22 protein-coding genes are annotated in these 21,620 nt (G+C 66.8%); 16 read left to right on the forward strand and 6 right to left on the reverse strand.

Annotated elements, in window-relative coordinates; translation table 11 throughout:
• Positions 1-9: 9 nt before the first annotated feature.
• From G6N57_RS23195 to G6N57_RS23205, 3 genes are read left to right on the forward strand one after another with little or no spacing between them, the layout of a single operon-like run.
• The gene (locus G6N57_RS23195) at positions 10-600 is read left to right on the forward strand and encodes a TetR/AcrR family transcriptional regulator (protein WP_077739211.1); all 591 of its coding nucleotides are present in this window, start codon (positions 10-12) and stop codon (positions 598-600) included.
• On the forward strand, positions 597-2,183 hold the full coding sequence (locus tag G6N57_RS23200) for a flavin-containing monooxygenase (protein WP_077739210.1): 1,587 nt from the start codon (positions 597-599) through the stop codon (positions 2,181-2,183). Before G6N57_RS23195 ends, G6N57_RS23200 begins: the two co-directional genes overlap by 4 nt.
• Positions 2,180-3,007 carry a mycofactocin-coupled SDR family oxidoreductase gene (locus G6N57_RS23205; RefSeq protein ID WP_077739209.1) on the forward strand — a complete coding sequence of 276 codons (828 nt, stop codon included), beginning with the start codon at positions 2,180-2,182 and terminating at the stop codon, positions 3,005-3,007. The genes G6N57_RS23200 and G6N57_RS23205 overlap by 4 nt, the downstream gene beginning before the upstream one ends.
• A 15-nt stretch (positions 3,008-3,022) precedes the next feature.
• Here the strand turns inward: G6N57_RS23205 and G6N57_RS23210 are convergent, their stop codons facing one another.
• Together G6N57_RS23210 and G6N57_RS23215 are read right to left on the reverse strand one after the other, a co-directional pair.
• Positions 3,023-3,913, reverse strand: coding sequence for an acyl-CoA thioesterase (locus G6N57_RS23210; protein ID WP_077739208.1), 891 nt, complete (start codon positions 3,911-3,913; stop codon positions 3,023-3,025).
• Positions 3,914-3,927: 14 nt separating this feature from the next.
• Complete coding sequence (locus G6N57_RS23215) at positions 3,928-4,761, reverse strand: LLM class flavin-dependent oxidoreductase (RefSeq protein ID WP_077739207.1); 834 nt, start codon at positions 4,759-4,761, stop codon at positions 3,928-3,930.
• 92 nt (positions 4,762-4,853) lie between these two features.
• Here G6N57_RS23215 and G6N57_RS23220 point away from each other — a divergent pair, with 92 nt between their 5' ends.
• From G6N57_RS23220 to G6N57_RS23235, 4 genes are all read left to right on the forward strand, one after another.
• Entirely contained in the window at positions 4,854-5,492 is a 639-nt protein-coding gene (locus G6N57_RS23220; protein WP_077741709.1) for a TetR/AcrR family transcriptional regulator, read from the forward strand.
• Positions 5,493-5,604: 112 nt separating this feature from the next.
• On the forward strand, positions 5,605-6,834 hold the full coding sequence (locus G6N57_RS23225; protein ID WP_077739206.1) for an amidohydrolase family protein: 1,230 nt from the start codon (positions 5,605-5,607) through the stop codon (positions 6,832-6,834).
• A gap of 38 nt (positions 6,835-6,872) precedes the next feature.
• Positions 6,873-8,033, forward strand: a complete 1,161-nt coding sequence (locus G6N57_RS23230) for an acyl-CoA dehydrogenase family protein (RefSeq protein WP_077739205.1) — start codon at positions 6,873-6,875, stop codon at positions 8,031-8,033.
• Positions 8,030-9,295, forward strand: coding sequence for an acyl-CoA dehydrogenase family protein (locus G6N57_RS23235; RefSeq protein ID WP_077739204.1), 1,266 nt, complete (start codon positions 8,030-8,032; stop codon positions 9,293-9,295). The genes G6N57_RS23230 and G6N57_RS23235 overlap by 4 nt, the downstream gene beginning before the upstream one ends.
• A 14-nt stretch (positions 9,296-9,309) precedes the next feature.
• Here the strand turns inward: G6N57_RS23235 and G6N57_RS23240 are convergent, their stop codons facing one another.
• Positions 9,310-10,323, reverse strand: a complete 1,014-nt coding sequence (locus G6N57_RS23240) for an Rv2578c family radical SAM protein (protein WP_077739203.1) — start codon at positions 10,321-10,323, stop codon at positions 9,310-9,312.
• Between the two features lie 138 nt (positions 10,324-10,461).
• Here G6N57_RS23240 and G6N57_RS23245 point away from each other — a divergent pair, with 138 nt between their 5' ends.
• Positions 10,462-11,280: an alpha/beta fold hydrolase gene (locus G6N57_RS23245; RefSeq protein WP_077739202.1), complete on the forward strand. Its 819-nt coding sequence runs from the start codon at positions 10,462-10,464 to the stop codon at positions 11,278-11,280.
• Between the two features lie 191 nt (positions 11,281-11,471).
• On the opposite strand, the gene G6N57_RS23250 is transcribed toward G6N57_RS23245, so the two are convergent.
• Positions 11,472-11,906: an Rv2576c family protein gene (locus tag G6N57_RS23250; protein WP_036444621.1), complete on the reverse strand. Its 435-nt coding sequence runs from the start codon at positions 11,904-11,906 to the stop codon at positions 11,472-11,474.
• A gap of 236 nt (positions 11,907-12,142) precedes the next feature.
• On the opposite strand from G6N57_RS23250, the gene urtA reads away from it, so the two are divergent.
• The 6 genes from urtA to G6N57_RS31825 all read left to right on the forward strand — a co-directional run bounded on the left by urtA (position 12,143) and on the right by G6N57_RS31825 (position 17,599).
• On the forward strand, positions 12,143-13,411 hold the full coding sequence (gene urtA, locus G6N57_RS23255; protein ID WP_077739201.1) for an urea ABC transporter substrate-binding protein: 1,269 nt from the start codon (positions 12,143-12,145) through the stop codon (positions 13,409-13,411).
• Positions 13,412-13,445: 34 nt separating this feature from the next.
• Positions 13,446-14,330, forward strand: a complete 885-nt coding sequence (urtB, locus tag G6N57_RS23260; RefSeq protein WP_075920970.1) for an urea ABC transporter permease subunit UrtB — start codon at positions 13,446-13,448, stop codon at positions 14,328-14,330.
• Positions 14,327-15,448, forward strand: a complete 1,122-nt coding sequence (gene urtC / locus G6N57_RS23265) for an urea ABC transporter permease subunit UrtC (RefSeq protein WP_077739200.1) — start codon at positions 14,327-14,329, stop codon at positions 15,446-15,448. Before urtB ends, urtC begins: the two co-directional genes overlap by 4 nt.
• A 56-nt stretch (positions 15,449-15,504) precedes the next feature.
• Entirely contained in the window at positions 15,505-16,260 is a 756-nt protein-coding gene (urtD, locus tag G6N57_RS23270) for an urea ABC transporter ATP-binding protein UrtD (RefSeq protein ID WP_162563972.1), read from the forward strand.
• On the forward strand, positions 16,260-16,952 hold the full coding sequence (gene urtE / locus G6N57_RS23275; protein WP_077739198.1) for an urea ABC transporter ATP-binding subunit UrtE: 693 nt from the start codon (positions 16,260-16,262) through the stop codon (positions 16,950-16,952). Before urtD ends, urtE begins: the two co-directional genes overlap by 1 nt.
• A 98-nt stretch (positions 16,953-17,050) precedes the next feature.
• On the forward strand, positions 17,051-17,599 hold the full coding sequence (locus G6N57_RS31825; protein WP_174814507.1) for a hypothetical protein: 549 nt from the start codon (positions 17,051-17,053) through the stop codon (positions 17,597-17,599).
• Positions 17,600-17,681: 82 nt separating this feature from the next.
• Here G6N57_RS31825 and hisS read toward each other — a convergent pair whose 3' ends face one another.
• Both hisS and G6N57_RS23290 read right to left on the reverse strand, forming a co-directional pair.
• Positions 17,682-18,947, reverse strand: a complete 1,266-nt coding sequence (hisS, locus tag G6N57_RS23285) for a histidine--tRNA ligase (RefSeq protein WP_077739197.1) — start codon at positions 18,945-18,947, stop codon at positions 17,682-17,684.
• Positions 18,944-19,627 (reverse strand): MBL fold metallo-hydrolase, encoded by a 684-nt coding sequence (locus tag G6N57_RS23290; RefSeq protein WP_077739196.1) that lies wholly within the window; start codon positions 19,625-19,627, stop codon positions 18,944-18,946. The genes hisS and G6N57_RS23290 overlap by 4 nt, the downstream gene beginning before the upstream one ends.
• A 120-nt stretch (positions 19,628-19,747) precedes the next feature.
• Between G6N57_RS23290 and G6N57_RS23295 the strand changes: the two genes are divergently transcribed.
• Both G6N57_RS23295 and G6N57_RS23300 read left to right on the forward strand, forming a co-directional pair.
• On the forward strand, positions 19,748-20,623 hold the full coding sequence (locus G6N57_RS23295; protein ID WP_077739195.1) for a peptidylprolyl isomerase: 876 nt from the start codon (positions 19,748-19,750) through the stop codon (positions 20,621-20,623).
• A gap of 12 nt (positions 20,624-20,635) precedes the next feature.
• Complete coding sequence (locus G6N57_RS23300) at positions 20,636-21,604, forward strand: peptidylprolyl isomerase (protein ID WP_077739194.1); 969 nt, start codon at positions 20,636-20,638, stop codon at positions 21,602-21,604.
• Positions 21,605-21,620: the final 16 nt, after the last annotated feature.

Here is a 21,620-nt window from a genome sequence, read left to right on the forward strand (position 1 = left end):
TGTGTCCAAATGCGCGATACGGACCGGGCGGTGTCACCCGCACTGCTCGCTGCCACCGCTGAGACGCTGAGACGCTTGGGTCCAAGGCAATTCAGCCTTACCGCCGTCGCCGAACATGCGGGAGTGTCCCGCGGTACCGTGCACAACGCATTGGGCAGTCGCGACAACGCGATCAGGATCGGGCTCGATCACCTGGCCGGCGCGTTCATCGAGACCATCGCCGCGGAGGCCGACCGCCACGACACCCTCGCCGATCAGGTCGCCGCCGCTGCGGTCGTCATCTGCGCGCACCGCGAGCAGTCGGACTCCGTGGCACCGCGCGGGATCAACGAGAGCATCCTGGTACTGCTGCTGCGCAACACCGGTGACGATCTGATGCGCCGCTCGATCGATCTGTGGAAGCCATACGTTCGCGCCGCCCAGGACCGCGGCGAGGTCGGTCCCGGCATCGCACCGGCACGGGCCAGCGAATGGATCGTGCGCCTGCTGCTGAGCTTCGAACTTCTCCCACCCATCGGCGTGAACCTCGACAGTCCACGTGCGGTGAAACGATTCGTGTCCGACCACATCGTCGTCGGCCTGACCGGAAGGCACCAATGACGGAATCTCCGATTGCTCCTCGCGTGCGCACGCCCGACTACGAGGTGGCCATCATCGGCGCCGGACCGGGCGGCATCGCATCAGCGCATCTGTTGCGCCAGAAGGGTATCCGCGACTTCGTCATCATCGAGCGCGGCAACGACTTCGGCGGCACCTGGCGCGACAACCACTACCCCGGCCTGGCCGTCGACATCCCCACCCTGTGGTACCAGCTGTCCTTCGCCCCCAATCCGAACTGGAGCCGGTTCTTCGCACCCGGCCCGGAAATCCATCGCTACCTGCAGGACACTGCCGCGAAACTCGGACTCTACGAGCATCTGCGCCCCGATTCCGAGGTGATCCGTCAGCAATGGGACGACGACAACGGATGGTGGCGACTGGAGATCCGCGACGGCACTCCGGTGACCGCACGTTTCCTGATCAGTTCGGTGGGCGGGTACGTCAACGCCAAGAACACCGTCGACATCGACGGCGTCGAGGACTTCACCGGGACCATCCTGCGCCCCAACGCCTGGGACGACCGGTACGACACCAAGGGCAAGCGCATCGCGGTGATCGGGACCGGATCCTCGGGCGTCCAGATCACCGCCGCGTTGTCCGGCGAGGCGGCAAATCTCGATGTCTACCAACGCACCCCGGCCTGGGTGCTGCCGAAGATCGACTTCGACTTCTCACCGCGAATGCGCCGGCTGTTGCGGCTGCCCGGTGTCGTCCCTGCGGTCAACGCGGCCGGCCGGCTGGCCATGGACATCTTCATGGTGGCGCCGATCGTCCACGTCTTCTCCCGGCTGCCCGACAGATGGTTGCGCCGCCTGATGCCGCTCTACGACGGCTGGTCCAGGCTGCTGTACCGGCTGCTGCTGCGCGTGGTCATCAAAGATGCCGCAACCCGGCCGAAGCTGGTGCCGCGCTACGGCATCCTGGCCAAGCGGCCGGTCATCTCCAGCACCTTCCTGCCTGCGCTGAACAACCCGAACACGCACCTGATCACCACGCCGATCGAGCGGATCACCGCGACCGGGATCCGCACCACCGACGGCGTCGACCGTCCGGCCGACCTGTTGGTGCTGGCCACCGGCTACGAGCTGTGGATCGACCCGGAGACCTACCGGCCCGACACCGTCGTGGGCGCAAGGGGTTTCGACCTCGCGCAGTACTACCGGGCCCACGGCCTGCACAGCTATGCCGGTACCGCCCATCCGCGGCTGCCCAACCGCTGGGAGATCGTCGGCCCGCTCGGCTTCGTCGGTTTCGCCTGGCTGGACTACGTCGAGACCGTCGCCGCGCACGCCGTGCGGATCATCGACGAGACCCGCCGGCGCGGCGCGCAAGTGGCGTCCGTCAGTCAGGACGCCTTCAACCTGTGGAACGCCCGGATGCGCCGGGACGGCCGCGTCGCGCACCTCTACTACACCGCGACATCGGGCCTGAACACCTATTTCGTCAACTCTCAGTACGAAACCCCGTATTACCGGCCACAGACCATCACCGGTTCCCGGCAATTCGCCCGCAATTCCCCGCTGTCCGACTACGAATTCACCGATGTCCGCGTCACCGCACTATCTGAGGAGCAACCCGCATGAGCCACAACGACACCCCACTGGCCGGGCGGGTCGCCTACGTCACCGGGGCCGCGCGCGGCCAGGGCCGCTCGCATTGCGTGCGGCTGGCCCGCGCCGGCGCCGACATCGTCGCGCTCGACGCCTGTTCACCCGTGGCCGCGCACAACGGATACGCCGCCGCCACCCCACAAGATCTCGCCGAGACCGTGGCATTGGTCGAGGGCGAGGGCCGCAAGATCCTGGCCCGTGAGATCGACGTACGGGATGCCGAGGGCCAACAGCGGCTGGTGGCCGACGCGATCGAGCAGTTCGGCCGGCTCGACATCGTCGTCGCCAACGCTGGCGTGCTCAATTGGGGCCGGCTGTGGGAGATTCCGGCACAGCAGTGGCAAGACACCATCGACGTCAATCTCACGGGGCTGTTCCACACCGTGCAGGCCGTGGTACCTGCGATGATCGCAGCAGGCAACGGCGGCTCGATCATCACGATCAGTTCGGCAGCCGGGATCAAGGCGGTGCCCGGCTGTGCGCACTACTGCGCCACCAAATTCGGTGTCGTCGGGCTCACCAATTCATTGGCGGTAGAACTGGGCGAATTCGGGATCCGGGTCAACTCGGTCCATCCCTATGGCACCGATACCCCGATGGGCAACGACGTGTCGATGTACAAGGTGCTGCAGGATCATCCGAACTACATCCACAGCTTCTCCCCCGGCGCGTTGCCTACGGATTCGCTCATCGCACCGGACAACATCTCCGACATCGTGCTGTGGCTGGCCAGCGATTCGTCGGCACTGGTCACCGCCGCCCAGATCCCGGCAGACAAGGGGTATCTGAAGATCTGAGCGGCGGCGCCGGCCCTACAGCCGCGAGTGCTCGGAGATGTTGGTGTCGGTGGTGCGCAGCGGGCGGATCAGCGCGTCCTGGCTGAACGAGGCGATGAGCTCGCCGTCCTCGGTGTGCACCGCGCCGCGCACATACGACATGCCCGAGCCGACCTGGGTGCTCTCGTGGCTGTAGAGCAGCCAGCCGTCCCACCGGACCGGTTCGTGGAAGCTCACTGTCACGGTCATCGGCGCGGTCGAGACGGTGAGATGCGCCTGCGCGGTACCGATGCCCTCATGCGCCCGCATGGTCGTCGAGATACCCAGGTGCCCGGTGAAATACGCGATGAGCGCCTTCGCCAGATCGTCGCGGGCCGGAACGGGGTCGTAGTGCAGCCAGGCGTACAGCTCGGGCGGACCGACCTCATCGGGACTGTTCACGTCGACGACGTCGACCAGCCGCAGCTCCCGGCCGATCATCGGCATGTGGGAGACGTTCGAATCGGCCGGGCCCGCGACCTCGGGCCGTGGCAGGTGATGACGGATCACGTCGCCGGAGGGCACATCGGTGAACACCGTGATGGTGATGCAGCGCTTGCCGTTCTGCGATGCAGCGATCACGGCGGTGGCCGTGGAGCGCCCTTCACTGATCACATCGATGTCGAGCTCGACCGGCGGGCCCACCATGACGGCCCGGGCGAACACCGCGTGGGCCGAGCGAACCGACTTGTCCGGAAAACGTTTCGCCGCAGCGACGATGGCCGCACCGACGATCTGGGTCCCTTCCACCACCTGGCGCTCGTCGACCCCGGCGATGCCGGTCTGCACGGTGAATCGGTTCTCCCCCGCTGGTTCGGCATCGAACAGGTCGAGCAGCATCTGCAGCGTCCACTGCGTCGGCTCGGCCTCTTGAGGTTGGGCTGTCATGGTCCTTTGTCCTTTCAGGCGTTGATGATTGTCTCGGCGAATTCCGAAATGGTCTGGGGCGCCGCGAAATCGGCAAACCACACGTAGAAGCGTTCGACGCCCTGGGCCGACAGTCCGGCGAAATGGGCGGTGAGTTCGGCAGCGTCGCCGCACACCAGCCCGTCGCCGAGATGCCCGAACAGGCGGGTGCTGCGTTCGGTGACCGCGGATCGGTCGGCGTCACGGCCCACGAAACCGACCATCTGTTGTAGGGAGACCCGCGCCGAGCCCACCGTCGGCAGCAGTGCGGGAAGCCGATCGAGCTGATGGGAAGGAATGTTCCACCAGTCGGCATGGGTGCGTACCAGCTCCATCATCCGCTTGCCGGTTCCGCCCAGTACCAACGGGATTCGATGGGCCGGCCGCGGTGTCTGTGCTCGTTCGCCGTCGCCCCAGTATTGCTGGAGCAGCTGCAGATTCTCGCCGAGCCTGCGCACCCGCGCGGCCGCGTCACCGGTCTCGATACCGAACCGCTCGAATTCCTGCGGCCACGACCCCGAGCCCAGTCCGAGTTCGAACCGGCCGCCGCTGGTCGCCGACAGCGTGACGGCCTGCTTGGCCAGCACCGCCGGATGACGGAACGCGTCGCACAGCACCAGGTGACCGATCCGCAGGCGCTCGGTGCGGGCCGCCACCCACGTGGCGACGGTCATTGCCTCCCAGATGCTTTGGTGCGTGGCACCGGGTGCCTCCAAGTGGTCGATGAACGCGATGCCGTCGAATCCACTGGCTTCGGCCACCCGCGCCCGCTCGACGATGTCGTCGACGTCCAGCCGCACCTGGGGCAGGAACAGGAACCACTCACTCATCGGTCCATCACAGTAATCACAAGCCGCCTATTGCTTCTACAAAAACGGTAACGTCATTCTCGCAAGTGCAGCATGACGGAGGTGATGACGCAATGGCTAGGCCGGCCGAACGAACATCCGACGGCGCACGCGCCGAGCTGCAGGCGGACCGCGCCCGCCGGTTCATGAAATCCGCGCTCGCCATCCTGGGCGAGACCGGACGCACCGACTTCACCGTGCTGGAGGTCGTGGAACGCTCCAAGACCTCATTGAGGTCGTTCTACCAGCACTTTTCCACCAAAGACGAGCTGCTGCTGGCGCTCATCGACAAGATCATGGCCGAGTCGACGCAGCGGTGGCGCTCAGATACCGACGGACTGCCCGGCCCCGAGGCGCTGCGGCTGCTGATCGAGCGCATCACCATCCCGGCATCGTCGAGCACCCAGGACAGCATCAACCGCGGCCTGACCTTCTACAACGATCATCTCGCCGAGTCGCTGCCGCGCGAGTACGCCCGGGTGCTGGCACCGTTGCACGAGCTCATCGGCGACATCCTGCGCCGCGGCATGGACTCGGGCGCCTTCCGGCCCGACATCGACATCCAGAGCACCGCGGCCCTGATCATGCAGTCGGTACTCGGTGCGATGCGCCTGCGCTCACTCGGGGTCGAACTCAACGGTGCACCCATCGACGGCCGGCACATCTACGAGTTCTGCGTGCGTGGCCTACTGCGCCCCGAATCCACCGCCTGACCAGCACGTTCCCGAGTATTTGAGCGATCGCCCGAATGGGCTCGTCCATGTCAGCCATCGCGTGGTAACGTCATTACCAGTTTCGAAAACCAGACTCTTCCAGGAGGCGAACATGCCCTCACGCGAGCTTCCCTATCCGGTGTTCGACGCCGACAACCACTTCTATGAGCCGAAAGAAGCGCTCACCAAGTTCCTGCCCGACAATCGCAAAGGCGTCATCGACTACATCGATGTGCACGGCCGCACGAAGATCGTGGTGCGCAACCAGATCAGCGATTACATCCCGAACCCCACGTTCGAGGTCGTCGCCCGGCCGGGCGCCCAGGAGGAGTACTTCCGTCACGGCAGCGGAGGCAAGAGCTACCGCGAAGTGATGGGCAAGCCGATGAAGGCGATCCCGGCATTCCGCAATCCCGAAGCGCGCCTTGAGGTTCTGGACAGCCTCGGCCTTGACTACACGATCATGTTCCCGACGTTGGCCAGCCTGGTCGAGGAGCGGCTCAAGGACGATCCGGATCTGATCCTCGACATCATCCATGCGCTCAACGAATGGATGTACGAGACTTGGCAATTCAACTACTCCGACCGCATCTTCTCCACCCCGGTCATCAATCTGGGTGTCGTCGACCGTGCACTGGAAGAGCTTGAGTGGTGCCTGGAGCGCGGGGCGAAGACCGTGCTGGTCCGTCCGGCGCCGGTGCCCGGCTACCGCGGCACCCGGTCACTGGGCTTCCCCGAGTTCGACCCGTTCTGGGACGCCTGCGTGAAAGCCGGTATCCCGGTGTGCATGCACGCCTCCGACAGCGGCTACGCGCAGTACCTCAACGACTGGGAGCCTGCCGACGAGTTCTTGCCGTTCAAGCCGACATCGTTCCGGATGGTCGCGATGGGCAAGCGCCCGATCGAGGACACCATGGCCGCGCTGGTCTGCCACGGTGCGCTGACCCGCAATCCCGATCTGCGGATCCTGTCGGTGGAGAACGGTGCCTCGTGGGTGCCCTACCTGTTCTACCAATTCAAGGACGTCTACTCGAAGATGCCGCAGGAGTTCCCCGAGGACCCCATCGAGGCCTTCAAGCGGTGCGTGTACGTCGCCCCGTTCTGGGAGGACGACTTCAAGAAGATGGCCGACCTCTGCGGCATCGACCGCATCATCTTCGGATCCGACTGGCCGCACCCGGAGGGGCTGGCCGACCCGATCAAGCTGGTCGACGACCTGCAGGCTCACGGCCTTGACCAAGACGGTGTCCGAAAGGTGATGGGCGGCAACCTGGTCGACCTGTTCAAGGTCGAGAACAAGAAGGTCTACCGTCCCGATGTCCCGGCACTCGTCCTGAACTGATCTAGTCCTCCTCACACACAAGAAGCTGGGCCGACTCCATGACCGACGTGGCAAATCCCGAACAGATGCTGTTCACCTCCACCGCGCAGGCCTTCCTGGAAAAGGAAGTGCCGCTGACCCGGGTGCGTCAACTGCACGCCGAGGGCAACTCGTTCGACCCTCGATGGTGGGGCCGTGCGGCGGAATTGGGGTGGGCCGGCCTTCTGGTGCCCGAGGAACTGGGTGGCGGCAGCCCGTCAGGGGACGGCGTGACCGACCTGGCCCTGCTCGCCGAGCAGGCCGGGCGGACGGTGGCTCCGGGTCCACTGCACCCGGTCAGCATCGTGCTGGCTGGTCTGGTCGAAGCACCCGGCGGCCACGAGGAATTGATCGAGGCCCTGGTGTCCGGCCAGACCGTGGCGTCCTGGGCGGCCTACGAGCCGAACCGACCGTTCGGAGCCCTGCAGTCCGCCACCGGCGTCGGCACCACAGCCACCCGCACCGACTCGGGCTACCGGATCGACGGCGTCAAGGACCGGGTCGAAGCCGGCGAGCAGAGTGGTGCGGTGCTGGTGGTGGCCGTCTGCGACGGCGCGATCAGGCAGTTCGTGGTGCCCACCGACGTCGCCGGGGTGACGGTCATCCCGCAGAACTCGGTGGACCTGGTCAAGCGTTACGCCCGAGTGCAATTCGACGGGGTCGAGGTCGGCGAATCCGCCGCGGTGGGGTCCGCCGAGCAGACCCCGGCCATCATCGAACGCCAGCGCCAGGTGGCTCTGGTGCTGCAGTGCGCCGAGGTCGTCGGGATCCTCGACACAGTGCTCACGATGACCAATCAGTGGCTCGTCGACCGTCACAGTTTCGGCCGCCCGTTGGCGTCCTACCAGGCCCTCAAGCATCGCGCCGCCGACATGAAGATGTGGTTCGAGGCCGCGCGGGCCACCACCGCCGGGGCAGTCGCCGCGGTGTCGGAACGCTCGCCGGACGCAGCCAAGCTCGTCAGCGTCGCGAAAGCCTATGTGGCAGAACGTGCTCCCGTGATGCTGCAGGACTGCGTGCAGTTGCACGGCGGCATCGGCGTGACCTGGGAGCACGACCTGCATCTGTACCTGCGCAGGGTCGCCCTGTACCGGGCGCTCTACGGGTCACCCGAAGACCACCACCGCGCGGTGTACGCACTGAGCCGCAAGACCGACGCAGCCGAGGAGATCGGGGCATGACCGACACCGTGAGCACCGCCGCCACCACCGAATCGGTCGAAGAGTTCGCGCTGCGCGCCCGGGCCTGGCTGGCCGAGAACATGCCGTCGATCGATCCGGACAATCCCCCGTTCTCGGTGCGCGCCGAAGCCGAATCCTGGGAGCGCGCAAAGGAACTGCAGAAGCGACTCCACGAAGGCGGATTCGCCGGTATCTGCTTCCCCCGCGAGTACGGCGGCCTGGGCCTCGACTACGCGTACCAGAAAGCGTTCAACGACGAGTGCGTCTCCTACGAGATGCCGTTGATCCTCAACACCCCGTCGTTCACCATCTGCGGCGCGACGATTCTCGACATGGGTAGCGAAGATCAGAAGCGCGAACGCATTTCGGCTGCGATTCGCGGCGACGAGGTGCTCTGCCAGTTGCTGTCCGAGCCCAGCGGCGGGTCGGACCTGGCCGGGGTGATCACCCGCGCCGAGTTGCACGGCGACAAGTGGATCATCAACGGCGCCAAGACCTGGAGCACCAGCGCGTTCGCTGCCGACTACGGGTTGATGCTGGCCCGCACCGACTGGACCGTGCCCAAACACGAGGGCCTGACCATGTTCCTGGTGCCGCTGAACGCACCCGGAATCACGATGCGCCGCATCACCGAGGTCAACGGCAACGAAGAGTTCTGCGAAGAGTTCTTCGACAACTTGGAACTTCCCGCGGACGCCGTCGTGGGCGAGGTCAACGACGGCTGGACGGTCGCCTCCCGCCAGCTGCACCACGAACGTCGCGCTGTCGGTGGCGGTTCCGAGTTCGCCAGCGGCACCGGGGCCGAGAACGCCAACGAGATGCCGCCCGACCACGTCGGGCTGGCCGAGGCCACCGGCCAGGGCGACGACGCGCGCGTGCAGGATCTGGCGGGACGCGCCCTGGTGCGACGTATCGTCAAGAAGCAGCTCATCGACCACGTGGGCAAGGCGATCGAAAACGGTTCGCTGCCACCCAATGCGGGCACCTTGATCCGGCTGTTCCACGCCGAGACCACCGAGCTCGAAGTGGACACCGCGCTGGCGATCGCAGGCACGGCCGGTGTGATCGACGAAGGCAGCGCCGACGCCCCCGGGCTCCTCGACATCGGCGTGCGGTATCTGTCCCGCCAGACCGGGTCGTTGGGCGGCGGCAGTTCGGAGATGGCGCGCAACGTGATCGGCGAGCGGATCCTCGGCTTCCCGCGCGAGCACGCGGCCGACCGCGGGGTGCCGTTCAATCAGGTCAAGCGCAACAAGAGCTGACCGCCGTTCGACGGTCAGAACAGCGTCGGCTGCGCGGCCGCCGGTGCCGCGGCGGTCTCCGCCGCCACCGGCACCATCCGTGCCTGACGTGCCAGCCCGTGTCGGGCCACCAACGGCGTGACGCGCGCCCGCAACATGTCGCGGTAATCGGCGGGCAGGTACGCCCCGCGCCGATACAGCCTTTGGTAGTCACCGACCAGATCAGGACGCGTGCGTCCCAGCCAGTCCATGAACCAGCCGCGGGTGGAACCGCGCAGATGCAGACCGAACACCGTCACCCCGTTCGCGCCGGCCGCCGCGATCCGGCCGAGCAACGTGTCGAGATGCTCGACGGAATCGGTCAGATGCGGCAGCACCGGGGCCACCATGACGTGACAGTCCAGGCCCGCAGCGCGGATGGCCGAGATCAGGCCGAGGCGGGCCTGCGGCGAGGGCGTCCCCGGTTCGACCTCGCGGTGCAGATCGTCGTCGCCGACCGCCAGTGACACCGCGACGCTGACCGGCACATGGTTGGATGCGTCGGCGATCAGCCCGAGATCGCGGCGCAGCAGCGTGCCCTTGGTGAGGATCGAAAACGGCGTACCGGAGCCCGCCAGCGCCCCGATGATCCCCGGCATCAGCGCATACCTGCCCTCGGCCCGCTGATAGGGATCCGTGTTGGTGCCCAGCGCGACGGTCTCCCGGGTCCACGACGGGCGGCGCAGTTCCCGGCGCAGCACTTCGGCGACGTTTGTCTTGACCACCACCTGCGTGTCGAAGTCCGCCCCGGAGTCGAGATCGAGGTACTCGTGGGTGGGCCGGGCGAAGCAGTAGCGGCACGCGTGACTACAGCCGCGATAGCCGTTGACCGTGAAGCGGAACGGCAGCGCGGACGCCGCAGGCACCTTGTTGAGGGCCGACTTGCACAGCACCTCGTGGAAGGTCATCCCCTCGAACTGCGGCGAGCGGACGCTCCGTACGAAACCGACCCGCTGCAAACCGGGCAATGCACCGTCGTCGACCCCGACGGCCTGTCCATCCCAGCGCACATCTCAATCGAACATCCGTTCGATCATGATGTCAAGGTAATTCCACCCGTGTCGGGATTTCCGGTCCGTGCGAGGAACACCGTCCACCCCGGGCGGGTTCGTAGCAGTGAGACGACGAACGATTGGACCTGCGCCAGAATGACATTCACACAACCGAAACCCAGCATGGTCGAGTACCACCGGGGCGGGACGACCCTGAGCCACCGGGTCCGCGCCGGCACCGGCACTCCCCTGGTACTCACCCCAGGCGTCATGGCCGATGCGGCGACCTGGCAAGAGGTGGCCGACGCCATCGAGCTACCCAATCCCGTGATCACCCTCAACCGCCGCGGCCGGATCCCGAGTGGTCCCGTGGGCGCGGACTATTCGGCGGGCGTCGAGATCGCCGACCTACGACACGTCCTCGACGAGCTCGGCACCGCCCACCTGTTCGGGTGGAGCTACGGGGCACTCATCGCACTGGACGCCGCGGTCGACAACACCCACGTCCGTTCGGTGACCGCCTACGAACCGGTCAGCCGCCCCTTCGCCCCGGCGGTGGTCCCGGCGCTTCGCGACGCCATCGCCGCAGGCGACCTCGACCGGGCCGCCTCCCTGGTCAACACCGAGGTCTCCGGATTCTCCGCGGAATACGTCGCCGACCTGCGCCGCAGCCCGGCGTGGCCGGTGTTGCGCCCACTCGCCGCCCCGTTGGCCGACGAGCTCGCCGCGATCAATGCGCACGAACCAGCGTTCGACGGATATCGACACCTCGATATCCCGGTGACACTCATCCTCGGCACCCTGAACGAGAACCGGGCACCGTACGGCGCCGCCTTTGCCCCGTTCGCGGCCGCGCTGCCTCAGGCGAATCTGGTCCGACTGGCAGGCCAGGGCCATCTCGCGCATGTCGAGGCGCCGGCCGATCTGGCTCGGGCCATCACGAGCGCCGTGCGCAGGGCCGAGTCGGACAGATAAGACTGGTGCGCCGATGCCGCGGTTTCGGGTACGGCATCGGCGCGCGCCGTGGGCGCTTGCCCAGTCAATCGCATTTCGGGCCGGCAAGGGAACCGCCCGTCGTGCACTTCTTTATCGAACAACAGTTCGACCGTGCCGTCAAGGCTGATCCCAACCCGTGGGAACTCGGGTACGGACCTAAAGACTGACCGCTACCACTGGCCGAGCTGGCAGCGCGGGCTGTACGGATGATCGTTCTGGACGGCGATCTGACCGTCGACGGCGATCTCGCAGTGCGCGTTGGGCTCGGCCCGGCCACCGTGCGTGGTGCTCGCGACGGTGAAGATGGCCCACTGCGGATCGGCGAGCGTGGTTTCGAACACCCACGGCGCGTCAGGACCGACGTTGACCGTCGCCTTCTGCAGGTACTTGTACGCGTCCGCGTTGTAGGCGTCTTTACTCGCAGGCTGCGTCGTCAGGTAGTAGAGGTCGAACTCGTAGGGTGCGCCAGAGGTGAGCGTGTACTTGACCTTGTGGCCCTGGGCGTCCGGTTCCGCATACGACGTTGCGTTGGAGACCGCCATACCCGCAGCTGCCAGAACCAGCGCCGCACCGACCGTGGTTGTCGCTTTTCGCATGTTCCTCATATCGACGCAGGCTACCGCCTTGTTACAGGTGCGACGAATGGGTGTCGCGGCGTCTCGCCAACGGCAAACCAACTCGGTCTAGCTTGAGGTTAATTTGTTTGTCACACACAGACATTTCCCAGTAACAGCGGCGCTCTAACGTCCCGATTCGACGCCCGCACAGGGCGTTTAACCTCTTGCACCGCCGCTGACACCGATCGGCCGAGAAGCGCTGCAATTCAAGGGAAAGGTCGCCAATGCGAGTTCCAGGACGTGCCCCGTTGCGTCGGTCTGCGCTTGCCGCAGGGAGTTTGATCGCAGCCACCAGCCTGCTCCTCGCCGGCTGCGGCAGCCGGGCGAGCGAAACCGACGCAGCAAACGCCGCTTCCTGTGTGGACACCTCCGGCCCGAAGATCAAAGTCGGGTCGTTGAACTCGCTGTCAGGCACGATGGCCATTTCTGAGGTGACGGTGCGCGATGCGATCAAGCTCGCGGTCCAGGAGATCAACTCCAAGGGCGGAGTTCTGGGCAAACAGATCGAGCTGATCGGCGAGGACGGGGCCTCCGAGCCGACGGTGTTCGCCGAGAAGGCCGAGAAGCTGATCAGCAGCGACTGCGTGGCCGCGGTGTTCGGCGGCTGGACCTCGTCGAGCCGCAAGGCCATGCTGCCCGTGTTCGAGAGCGCCAATGCCCTGCTGTACTACCCCGTCCAGTACGAGGGTCTTGAGTCGAGCAAGAACATCTTCTACACCGGCGCCACCACCAACCAGCAGATCGTCCCGGCACTGGACTACCTCAAGGAGAAGGGCGTCAAGTCGCTCTATCTGGTGGGCAGTGACTATGTGTTCCCGCAGACCGCGAACCGGATCATCAAGGCCTACGCCAAGGAGAACGGCATCGAGATCAAGGGCGAGGACTACACCCCGCTTGGCTCGACCGACTTCTCCACCATCATCAACAAGGTCCGCAGCGCCGACGCCGACGCCGTGTTCAACACCCTCAACGGCGACTCAAATGTGGCGTTCTTCCGGGAGTACAAGAACGTCGGCCTGACGCCGCAGGAGATGCCCGTGGTCTCGGTCTCGATCGCCGAGGAAGAGGTCGGCGGGATCGGGGTGCAGAACGTCACCGGCCAACTCACCGCCTGGAACTACTACCAGACCATCGACACCCCGGTGAACAACGCCTTCGTCAAGGCCTACAAGGACTTCGTCAAGGATCCCAAGAAGCCCACCTCGGATCCGATGGAAGCCGCCTACGTCTCGGTGTACCTGTGGAAGAACACCGTCGAGAAGGCGAAGTCGTTCGAGGTGGCGGCGATTCAGGACAACGCCGACGGTGTCAGCTTCGACGCCCCGGAGGGCAAGGTCACCATCGACGGCGAAAACCACCACATCACCAAGACCGCCAGGATCGGCGAGATCCGGCCCGACGGCCTGATCTACACCATCTGGGAGTCCAAGGGGCCGATCGATCCGGATCCGTACCTGAAGTCCTACCCGTGGGCCGCGGGTCTGTCCGGCTGAGAGACGAGCGAAGCGACGGGGAATCGAACACAGCATGGACATCCTGATCGGCCAGCTGGCAACGGGATTGAGCCTCGGCTCAATCCTGTTGCTCGCCGCACTCGGCCTGTCCCTCACCTTCGGCCAGATGGGCGTCATCAACATGGCGCACGGCGAGTTCATCATGGCGGGCTGCTACACCGCCTACGTGGTGCAGCAGCTCATCACCAATGCCGGTGCCTCACTGCTGATCTCCCTTCTGGTCGGGTTCCTCGTCGGCGGCGCCATGGGCGCACTGTTGGAGGTGACCCTGATCCGGCGGATGTACCACCGTCCGCTGGACACCTTGCTGGTCACGTTCGGCGTCGGGCTGATCCTGCAACAGGTGGCCCGCGACATCTTCGGCGCTCCCGCAGTCAACGTCGTTGCCCCGGAATGGCTGTCCGGTGGCGTGGAGATACTCGGCGCCGTGGTGCCCAAGACGCGACTGTTCATCCTGGTGCTGGCCGTCGTGTGCGTGGCGGTGCTCGCGACGGTACTCAAGACCAGCCCGATGGGGCGGCGCATCCGGGCAGTGGTCCAGAACCGGGATCTGGCCGAAACCAGCGGCATCTCGTCACGCCGAACCGACATCACCACGTTCTTCATCGGGTCCGGGCTGGCCGCGGTGGCCGGCGTGGCACTGACGCTGATCGGCTCCACCAGCCCGACCATCGGCCAGAGCTTCCTGATCGATGCCTTCCTCGTGGTGGTGGTCGGCGGCCTCGGCCAGATCAAGGGCACCGTGATCGCGGCGCTGGCCCTCGGTTTCCTGAACTCGTTCATCGAATACAGCACCACAGCGTCGCTGGCCAAGGTGATCGTGTTCGCCATCATCGTGATCTTCCTGCAGGTGCGCCCGCAGGGATTGTTCACGGTCCGGACCAGGAGTCTCGTATGACCATTCTCGGCCGCTGGCAGACCTGGGCCGGATTCGGGATCGCGGCGATCGTGTTGTTCGGCCTGGCGCCGGCGCTCCTGTCGGACTTCCGGCTCAGCCTGCTCGGCAAGTTCCTGTGCTTCGCGATCGTGGCGGTGGGCATCGGATTGGCCTGGGGCCGTGGCGGAATGCTGGTGCTCGGGCAAGGCGTGTTCTTCGGCCTCGGTGGCTACATGATGGGGATGCACCTCAAGATCGCCGATGCCCAGATCCGCGGACACGACGTGCCCGACTTCATGCAGATCGCCGGAGTTCGGCACCTGCCCGGCTATTGGGAGCCGTTCGCGTCCCCCGCGTTCGCACTGTTGGCAATCCTGTTGGTACCAACAGGAATCGCAGCCCTGCTGGGCTTCGGCGTGTTCAAGCGCCGGGTCAAGGGCGCGTACTTCGCGATCCTGTCGCAGGCGCTTGCCGCCGCGCTGGCGATCCTGCTCGTCGGCCAGACCAGTCTCGGCGGCAGCAACGGGCTGACCAATTTCCGGACCTTCTTCGGATTCAACCTCAACGATCCGGCCAACAAGCGGATGGTGTATTTCCTTGCGGCAGCGACGCTGTTGATCGTCGTCGCCCTGGTCCGTCAGCTGATGTACAGCCGCTACGGCGAGTTGCTGGTCGCCGTGCGCGACGGCGAGGAGCGCGTCCGGTTCCTGGGCTACGACCCGGCCAACATCAAGGTTGTCGCCTACACCCTGGCCGCGCTGTTCGCCAGCATCGCCGGTGCCCTGTTCGTGCCGATCGTCGGGTTCATCGCACCGTCGCAAGTCGGCATCGTGCCGTCCATCGCGTTCCTGATCGGCGTGGCGATCGGCGGGCGTACCACGCTGCTCGGCCCGGTCCTCGGCGCGATCGGCGTGGCCTGGGCGCAAACCCTGTTCTCCGAACGGTTTCCGTCCGGGTGGATCTACGCCCAGGGCCTGCTGTTCATCGTGGTGGTCGGGTTCTTCCCGGCCGGCCTGGCCGGACTCGGTGTGCTGCTGTCCCGGTGGCGGCGCAATCGGGTGAGCGGGCCGAGTGCCGAGGAATCCCAACCCCAGCCGGCTTCGGACACCGATACCGAGAAAGTAGGTGCCACATCGTGACCGAAACCGAACAGGCCGCACAGACACCCGAGCCGGTGGCCGGCGGCAACGCCGGCATGGGTGCCGAGTATCTGGAAGTCCGCGGTCTCACAGTCGATTTCGATGGATTCAAGGCAGTCAGCGACGTCGACCTCACCCTGTTCCAGGGAGATCTGCGCTTCCTCATCGGACCCAACGGCGCGGGCAAGACGACGGTCATCGACGCGATCACCGGCCTGGTGGGGGCCACCGGCTCGGTGAACAAGTCGGGTGTGGAGCTGCTCGGCAAGCGGGTGCACCAGATCGCCCGGCTGGGCGTCGGCCGGACGTTTCAGACCGCGAGCGTGTTCGAACAACTGTCGGTGTTGCAGAACCTCGACATCGCAGCGGGCGCCGGTCGCTCGCCGTGGACCCTGCTGCGCCGGCGACGCGGCGTCCTGCCCGCGATCGAGGAAGCCCTCGAAACCACCGGCCTCGCGGACCTCGCCGACAAACCCGCAGGCGTGCTGGCCCACGGCCAGAAGCAGTGGTTGGAGATCGGCATGCTGCTGGTGCAGAACGCCGATGTGCTGTTGCTCGACGAACCGGTGGCGGGGATGAGTCACGAGGAACGCGAGGAGACCGGGAACCTGCTGCGCCGCATCGGCGGAACTCGCACCGTGGTCGTCGTCGAACACGACATGGATTTCATGCGGGCGTTTGCGACCTCAGTGACGGTGCTGGCCCGCGGCCAGGTCATCGCCGAGGGCTCGGTGGCCGAGGTGCAGGCCAACCCCAAGGTCCAAGAGGTCTACCTCGGCACTGCCGCGGCCGGCGCGGAAGGAATCGCCTGATGCTCGAACTGCTCGATGTCCGAACCGGTTACGGCCGATCCGAAGTGATCCACGGCGCGAGCATCGCGGTGCCGTCCGACGGCGTCGCCGCGGTGATGGGCCACAACGGCGCGGGCAAGACAACCCTGCTGCGAGCGGCCGTCGGGCTGCTCAAATGTACTGCGGGCAAGGTGCTTTTCGACGGTGAGGACATCACCCGGCTGCGCCCGAGTGCCCGGGTATCCCGCGGCCTGGCGTACGTGCCCCAGGGGCAGCAGTCCTTCGGCCAGCTGACCACCGCCGAGAACCTCCAGGTCGTGGCCGACGGGCGCAAGAACGGCAAGGCACTGATCGACGAGCAACTGGACCTGTTCCCGGCCCTCAAGGAGCTGCTCAACCGGCGGGCGGGCCTGCTCTCGGGCGGGCAGCGTCAGCAGCTCGCGATCGCCCGGGCACTGATCACGAGCCCCAGGTGCCTGATCCTCGACGAGCCCACCGAAGGGATCCAACCGTCGGTGGTGGCCGAGATCGAGGCCGCGATCACCTCCCTGACCGCACGGGGCGATCTAGGCGTGTTGCTGGTGGAGCAGCACATCGGATTCGCGCTGGAATCCGCTCAGCGCTACTACATCCTGGAAGCCGGCCGGATCACCTCCAGCGGATCCGGCGGCTCGACGTCAGAAGCCGACGTCCGCGCCGCCATGGCCATCTGATCCCCCTGCACCGCGACCGTGCGTGTCTGCGGCCCGACACACCGCCGAACGTCGGCATTTCCCGCACGCTCGCGGCACACCACGGGCACACTTCGACGATGACCCAACCCGCGCAGTACCGGGTCCTCGCCGATGTCGGCGGAACGGTGGTGGCCGAGCAGGGCCCACTCGTCGTCGTCATCGACCGGGGCACCGGCCCGCTCGCGACGACTGCCTTCGTCCTCGGCGTACTGGCAGTCGTGTTCGGCGGCTTCGGCGCGGTCACCCTCGGACTCGCGCTGGGTGGCCGAGGAGGTGGCGTACCCCCGGTGGTGAGCGCGGTGTTCCTCGCCGCCGGGCTGATTTTCGGCGCCGCGACGGCCGCCGCGGTGGGCCGGATCAAGGCCGACAACAGACGACCGCTGACCGGCTACCGGCCCGTGGCCGTACTCGACAGAGCACGCGGGGTGCTCGCCGACGCCGACGGCGTAGTGCTGGCCCCGCTGTCCCACGTGCAGTTCGCCCGGCGCATGCAGCTGGGATCCAGCTCGCCCAAGCTCGTCGCCGTCACACCGAGCGGCGATCGGATCCTGAAGCGGGGCAACCCCTTCAACGGCGGGATCGGCAACCTCGACGCGGTCCTCACCGCGGCACTACATGGACGCTGAGCCCGCGTGAGCGTGCGCGAAGCGCTGCCGAAATGCGGCGTGTCGGGCAGCAGACACGCACGCTCGCGGTGCAAAGGGGCAGCTACCCGGCGAGGCGGGAAAGGACCTCGGCCACAACGGAATCGGCGGCGACGTCGACCTGCTCACCGGTGGCCAGATCCTTGAGCCCGACGGTGCCCGCCTCGATGTCGCGGTCACCGGCGACGAGCGCGTACTTGGCGCCCGATCGGTCTGCCGCCTTCATCGCGCCCTTGAGCCCGCGGTCGCCGTAGGCCAGGTCCACCCGCACCCCGCCGGCCCGCAGCCGCGCGGCCAGCTTGGCCAGCTCCAGCTTGGCGGCGTCGCCCAGCGGCACGCCGAACACCTCGACGCCGCCGACACCGGTCACGGACTTGCCCTCGGCCTGCAGGGCCAGCAGCGTGCGGTCGACACCGAGCCCGAAGCCGATGCCCGACACGTCCTGCCCGCCGAGCTGGCTCATCAGGCCGTCGTAGCGGCCACCGCCGCCGATGCCGGACTGCGCACCCAACCCGTCGTGCACGAACTCGAAGGTGGTCTTGGTGTAGTAGTCCAACCCACGCACCATCCGCGGGTTGATCACGTACGGCACACCGAGTGCGTCGAGGTGCGCCTGCACCACCTCGAAGTGGGCCTTGGCACTGTCCGACAGGTGATCGAGCATCAGCGGCGCGTCGGCAGTCATCTCACGCACGTGGGGCCGCTTGTCGTCGAGCACCCGCAGCGGGTTGATCTCGGCGCGCCGCCGGGTTTCCTCGTCCAGGTCGAGCTTGAACAGGAAGGCCTGCAACAGCTCCCGGTACGCCGGACGGCAGGTGTCGTCGCCCAACGAGGTGAGCTCCAGGCGGAATCCGTCCAGACCCAGCGACCGGAACCCGGCGTCGGCGATCGCGATCACCTCGGCGTCCAGCGCCGGATCGTCGACCCCGATGGCCTCCACCCCGACCTGCTGCAGCTGGCGGTAGCGTCCGGCCTGCGGTCGCTCATAGCGGAAGAACGGCCCCGAGTAACAGAGCTTGACCGGCAGCGCGCCCCGGTCCAGCCGATGCTGGATCACCGCGCGGATCACTCCGGCGGTGCCCTCGGGCCGCAGGGTCACCGAACGATCACCCCGGTCGGCGAACGTGTACATCTCCTTGGACACCACATCGGTGGACTCCCCCACCCCGCGGGCGAACAGCGCGGTGTCCTCGAATATCGGCAGCTCGATGTCGCCGTACCCCGCCCGCCGCGCCGCGGTCAGCAGTCCGTCCCGAACCGCCACGAACTGCGCCGACTCCGGCGGTAGGTAGTCAGGCACGCCCTTGGGCGCCTGGAATGCAGATGTCACAGAGTCAAACCTTCGAGAAACGGGTTGGTGCGGCGTTCGTGCCCGATGGTCGTGCGCGGGCCGTGTCCTGGTAATACCACGGTGTCGTCGTCGAGTACCAACAGCTTTGTCACGATCGAGGTGAGCAGGTCACGTCCGCTGCCGCCGGGCAGGTCGGTGCGGCCCACCGAGGACCGGAACAGCGTATCGCCCGTGAACACCGTGTCGGCGCCGGAGCCCGGGAAGGTGTCCTCCCCGGCGACCCGGAACACCACCGATCCCCTCGTGTGTCCCGGCGTGTGGTCGACGGTCACCGACACGCCGCCGAAGTCGAGGGTCTGGCCGTCACGGTCCAGCTCGACCAGCTGTTTGGGCTCGGAGAACAGCACACCGAACGCCAGCTGGGCCAGCCGGGGCCCGAATCCCTTGATCGGATCGGTCAGCATGAACCGGTCCTCGGGGTGGATGTACACCGGGCAGCCGTAGGTGTCGGCCACCTTCTGGGCCGACCACATGTGATCGACGTGACCGTGCGTCAGCAGGACCGCCGCCGGCGTCAGGCGGTTCTCGTCGAGAATGCGGCGCAGGCGGTCGGTGGCCCGCTGGCCCGGGTCGACCACCACCGCGTCGGCCCCTGGCCGCTCAGCCAGCACGTAGCAGTTGCATGCCAGCATCCCGGCCGGAAATCCGGTAATGAACACGGCCCCAGTTTCCCACGGCCGCGCCGCCACCTGCGGTTCCCGCGGGTCGCAGACCCTGAGTCCAGGTCGGCCTGGCAGACTCGTCACCAATCCCGACCGCTCACAAGGAGGACTGCTGCGGTGCCGACCAACCAAGAACGGCGTGAGACGGCCAAGCGCAAGCTGGAGGAACAGCTGGAGCGCCGTGCCGCCCAGGAACGCAAGCGACGCATCGTGACCATCGCCGGCACCGTCGTCGGGGCCATCGTCGTCATCGGCGCCGTCGTGGCCACGTTCGTGTTCACCAGCAAGGACTCGGGCAGCACCACCGCCTCGGCGGAGACCACCACCGCGACGTCGGGGGCGCCTGTCCAGCCCACCGCCGACGGGCAGCTGCCGGCCTTCGCCGCACCCGCCGACCTCGGCGCCAATTGCCAGTACCCGGCCGCGGCCGCTGCCAGCAAGCAGAACACCCCGCCGCACACCGGCAAGGTCCCGACCGACCCGGCCACCGTCAGCGTCAGCATGGTGACCACGCAGGGCAACATCGGGCTCCAGCTCGACAACGGCAAGGCCCCGTGCACGGTGAACAGCTTCGCGAGCCTGGCCGGGCAGAACTACTTCAACGACACCCCGTGCCACCGCCTGACCACGGGCGGTCTGTCGGTGCTGCAGTGCGGTGACCCGACCGGCCAGGGCACGGGCGGCCCCGGCTACCAGTTCGCCAACGAATACCCGACCAACCAGTTCCAGCCGGACGACCCGGCGCTGCAGAAGCCGGTGGTGTACCCGCGCGGCACGCTGGCCATGGCCAATGCCGGACCGAACACCAACGGCAGCCAGTTCTTCCTGGTGTACCAGGACTCGCAGCTGCCTCCGAACTACACCGTGTTCGGCAAGATCGACGACACCGGCCTGGCCACGCTCGACAAGATCGCCGCGGCCGGTGTCGCCGGCGGCGGACCGGACGGCAAGCCGGCACTCGATGTCCAGCTGAAGTCCGTGGCCCTGGACTAGGGCGGGAGCCATTTGACTGTCCCGCCCCCGTACGGCGGCTACCCGGTGGGATATCCGGCTGGGTATCCCCCGTCTGCCCGCACCAACGGCATGGCGGTCGCGGCACTGGTGTGCTCGGTCCTGTTCGCACCGCTTGGCATCCTGTTCGGGCACATCTCGCTCGCACAGCTCAAACGCAGCGGTGAGCAGGGCCGTGGCATCGCGATCGCGGGCCTGATCATCGGGTACGCGATGACAGCCCTTTCGATCGTGGCGGTGGTGCTGATCGTGGTGCTCGGTCTCATCGTCGTCAAAGCCGCCGAGGACATGCCGCGCCACGATCGGTACCCGGCAGCGCAGGGCTCAAGCCGGCAACTGCCCGCGTTCGCGCCCCCGCCGAACCTCGGCGCCAACTGCCAGTACCCGGCCACGGCCGCGCCGGCAACCAGGCCGGCCACCCCGCCGCACTCCGGCACTGTGCCGACCGAACCGGCCACGGTGGAAGCCGGGATCGTCACCGATCGCGGCAGCATCGGACTCAACCTGGCCAATGGCAAGGCGCCGTGCACGGTGAACAACTTCGCCAGCCTGGCGTTCCAGGGATTCTTCGACGGCACCGAGTGTCACCGGCTGACCACCGGAGCCCTCGCGGCGCTGCAATGCGGTGACCCCTCGGGCACCGGAACGGGTGGACCCGGTTACCGATTCCCCAACGAGTACCCGACCAACCAGTACCGGCTCTCGGACCCCGCGGTGAAAGAACCCGTGGTCTATCCGCGCGGAACGGTGGCGATGGCCAACTCCGGGCCGGGAACCAACGGCAGCCAGTTCTTCCTGGTGTACGAAGATTCCCTGCTTCCGCCGACGTATACGGTGTTCGGCACCGTCGACAAGACCGGCCTGGCCACCCTCGACGCGATCGCCGATGGCGGGGTAGCTGACGGAAGCGACGACGGCAAGCCCGCCACACCGGTGACAATCAAATCGGCAAGCGTGGGCTGAGCCGACGAGGAGGTTG

This window comes from Mycolicibacterium boenickei, assembly GCF_010731295.1.
Lineage (GTDB): Bacteria > Actinomycetota > Actinomycetes > Mycobacteriales > Mycobacteriaceae > Mycobacterium > Mycobacterium boenickei.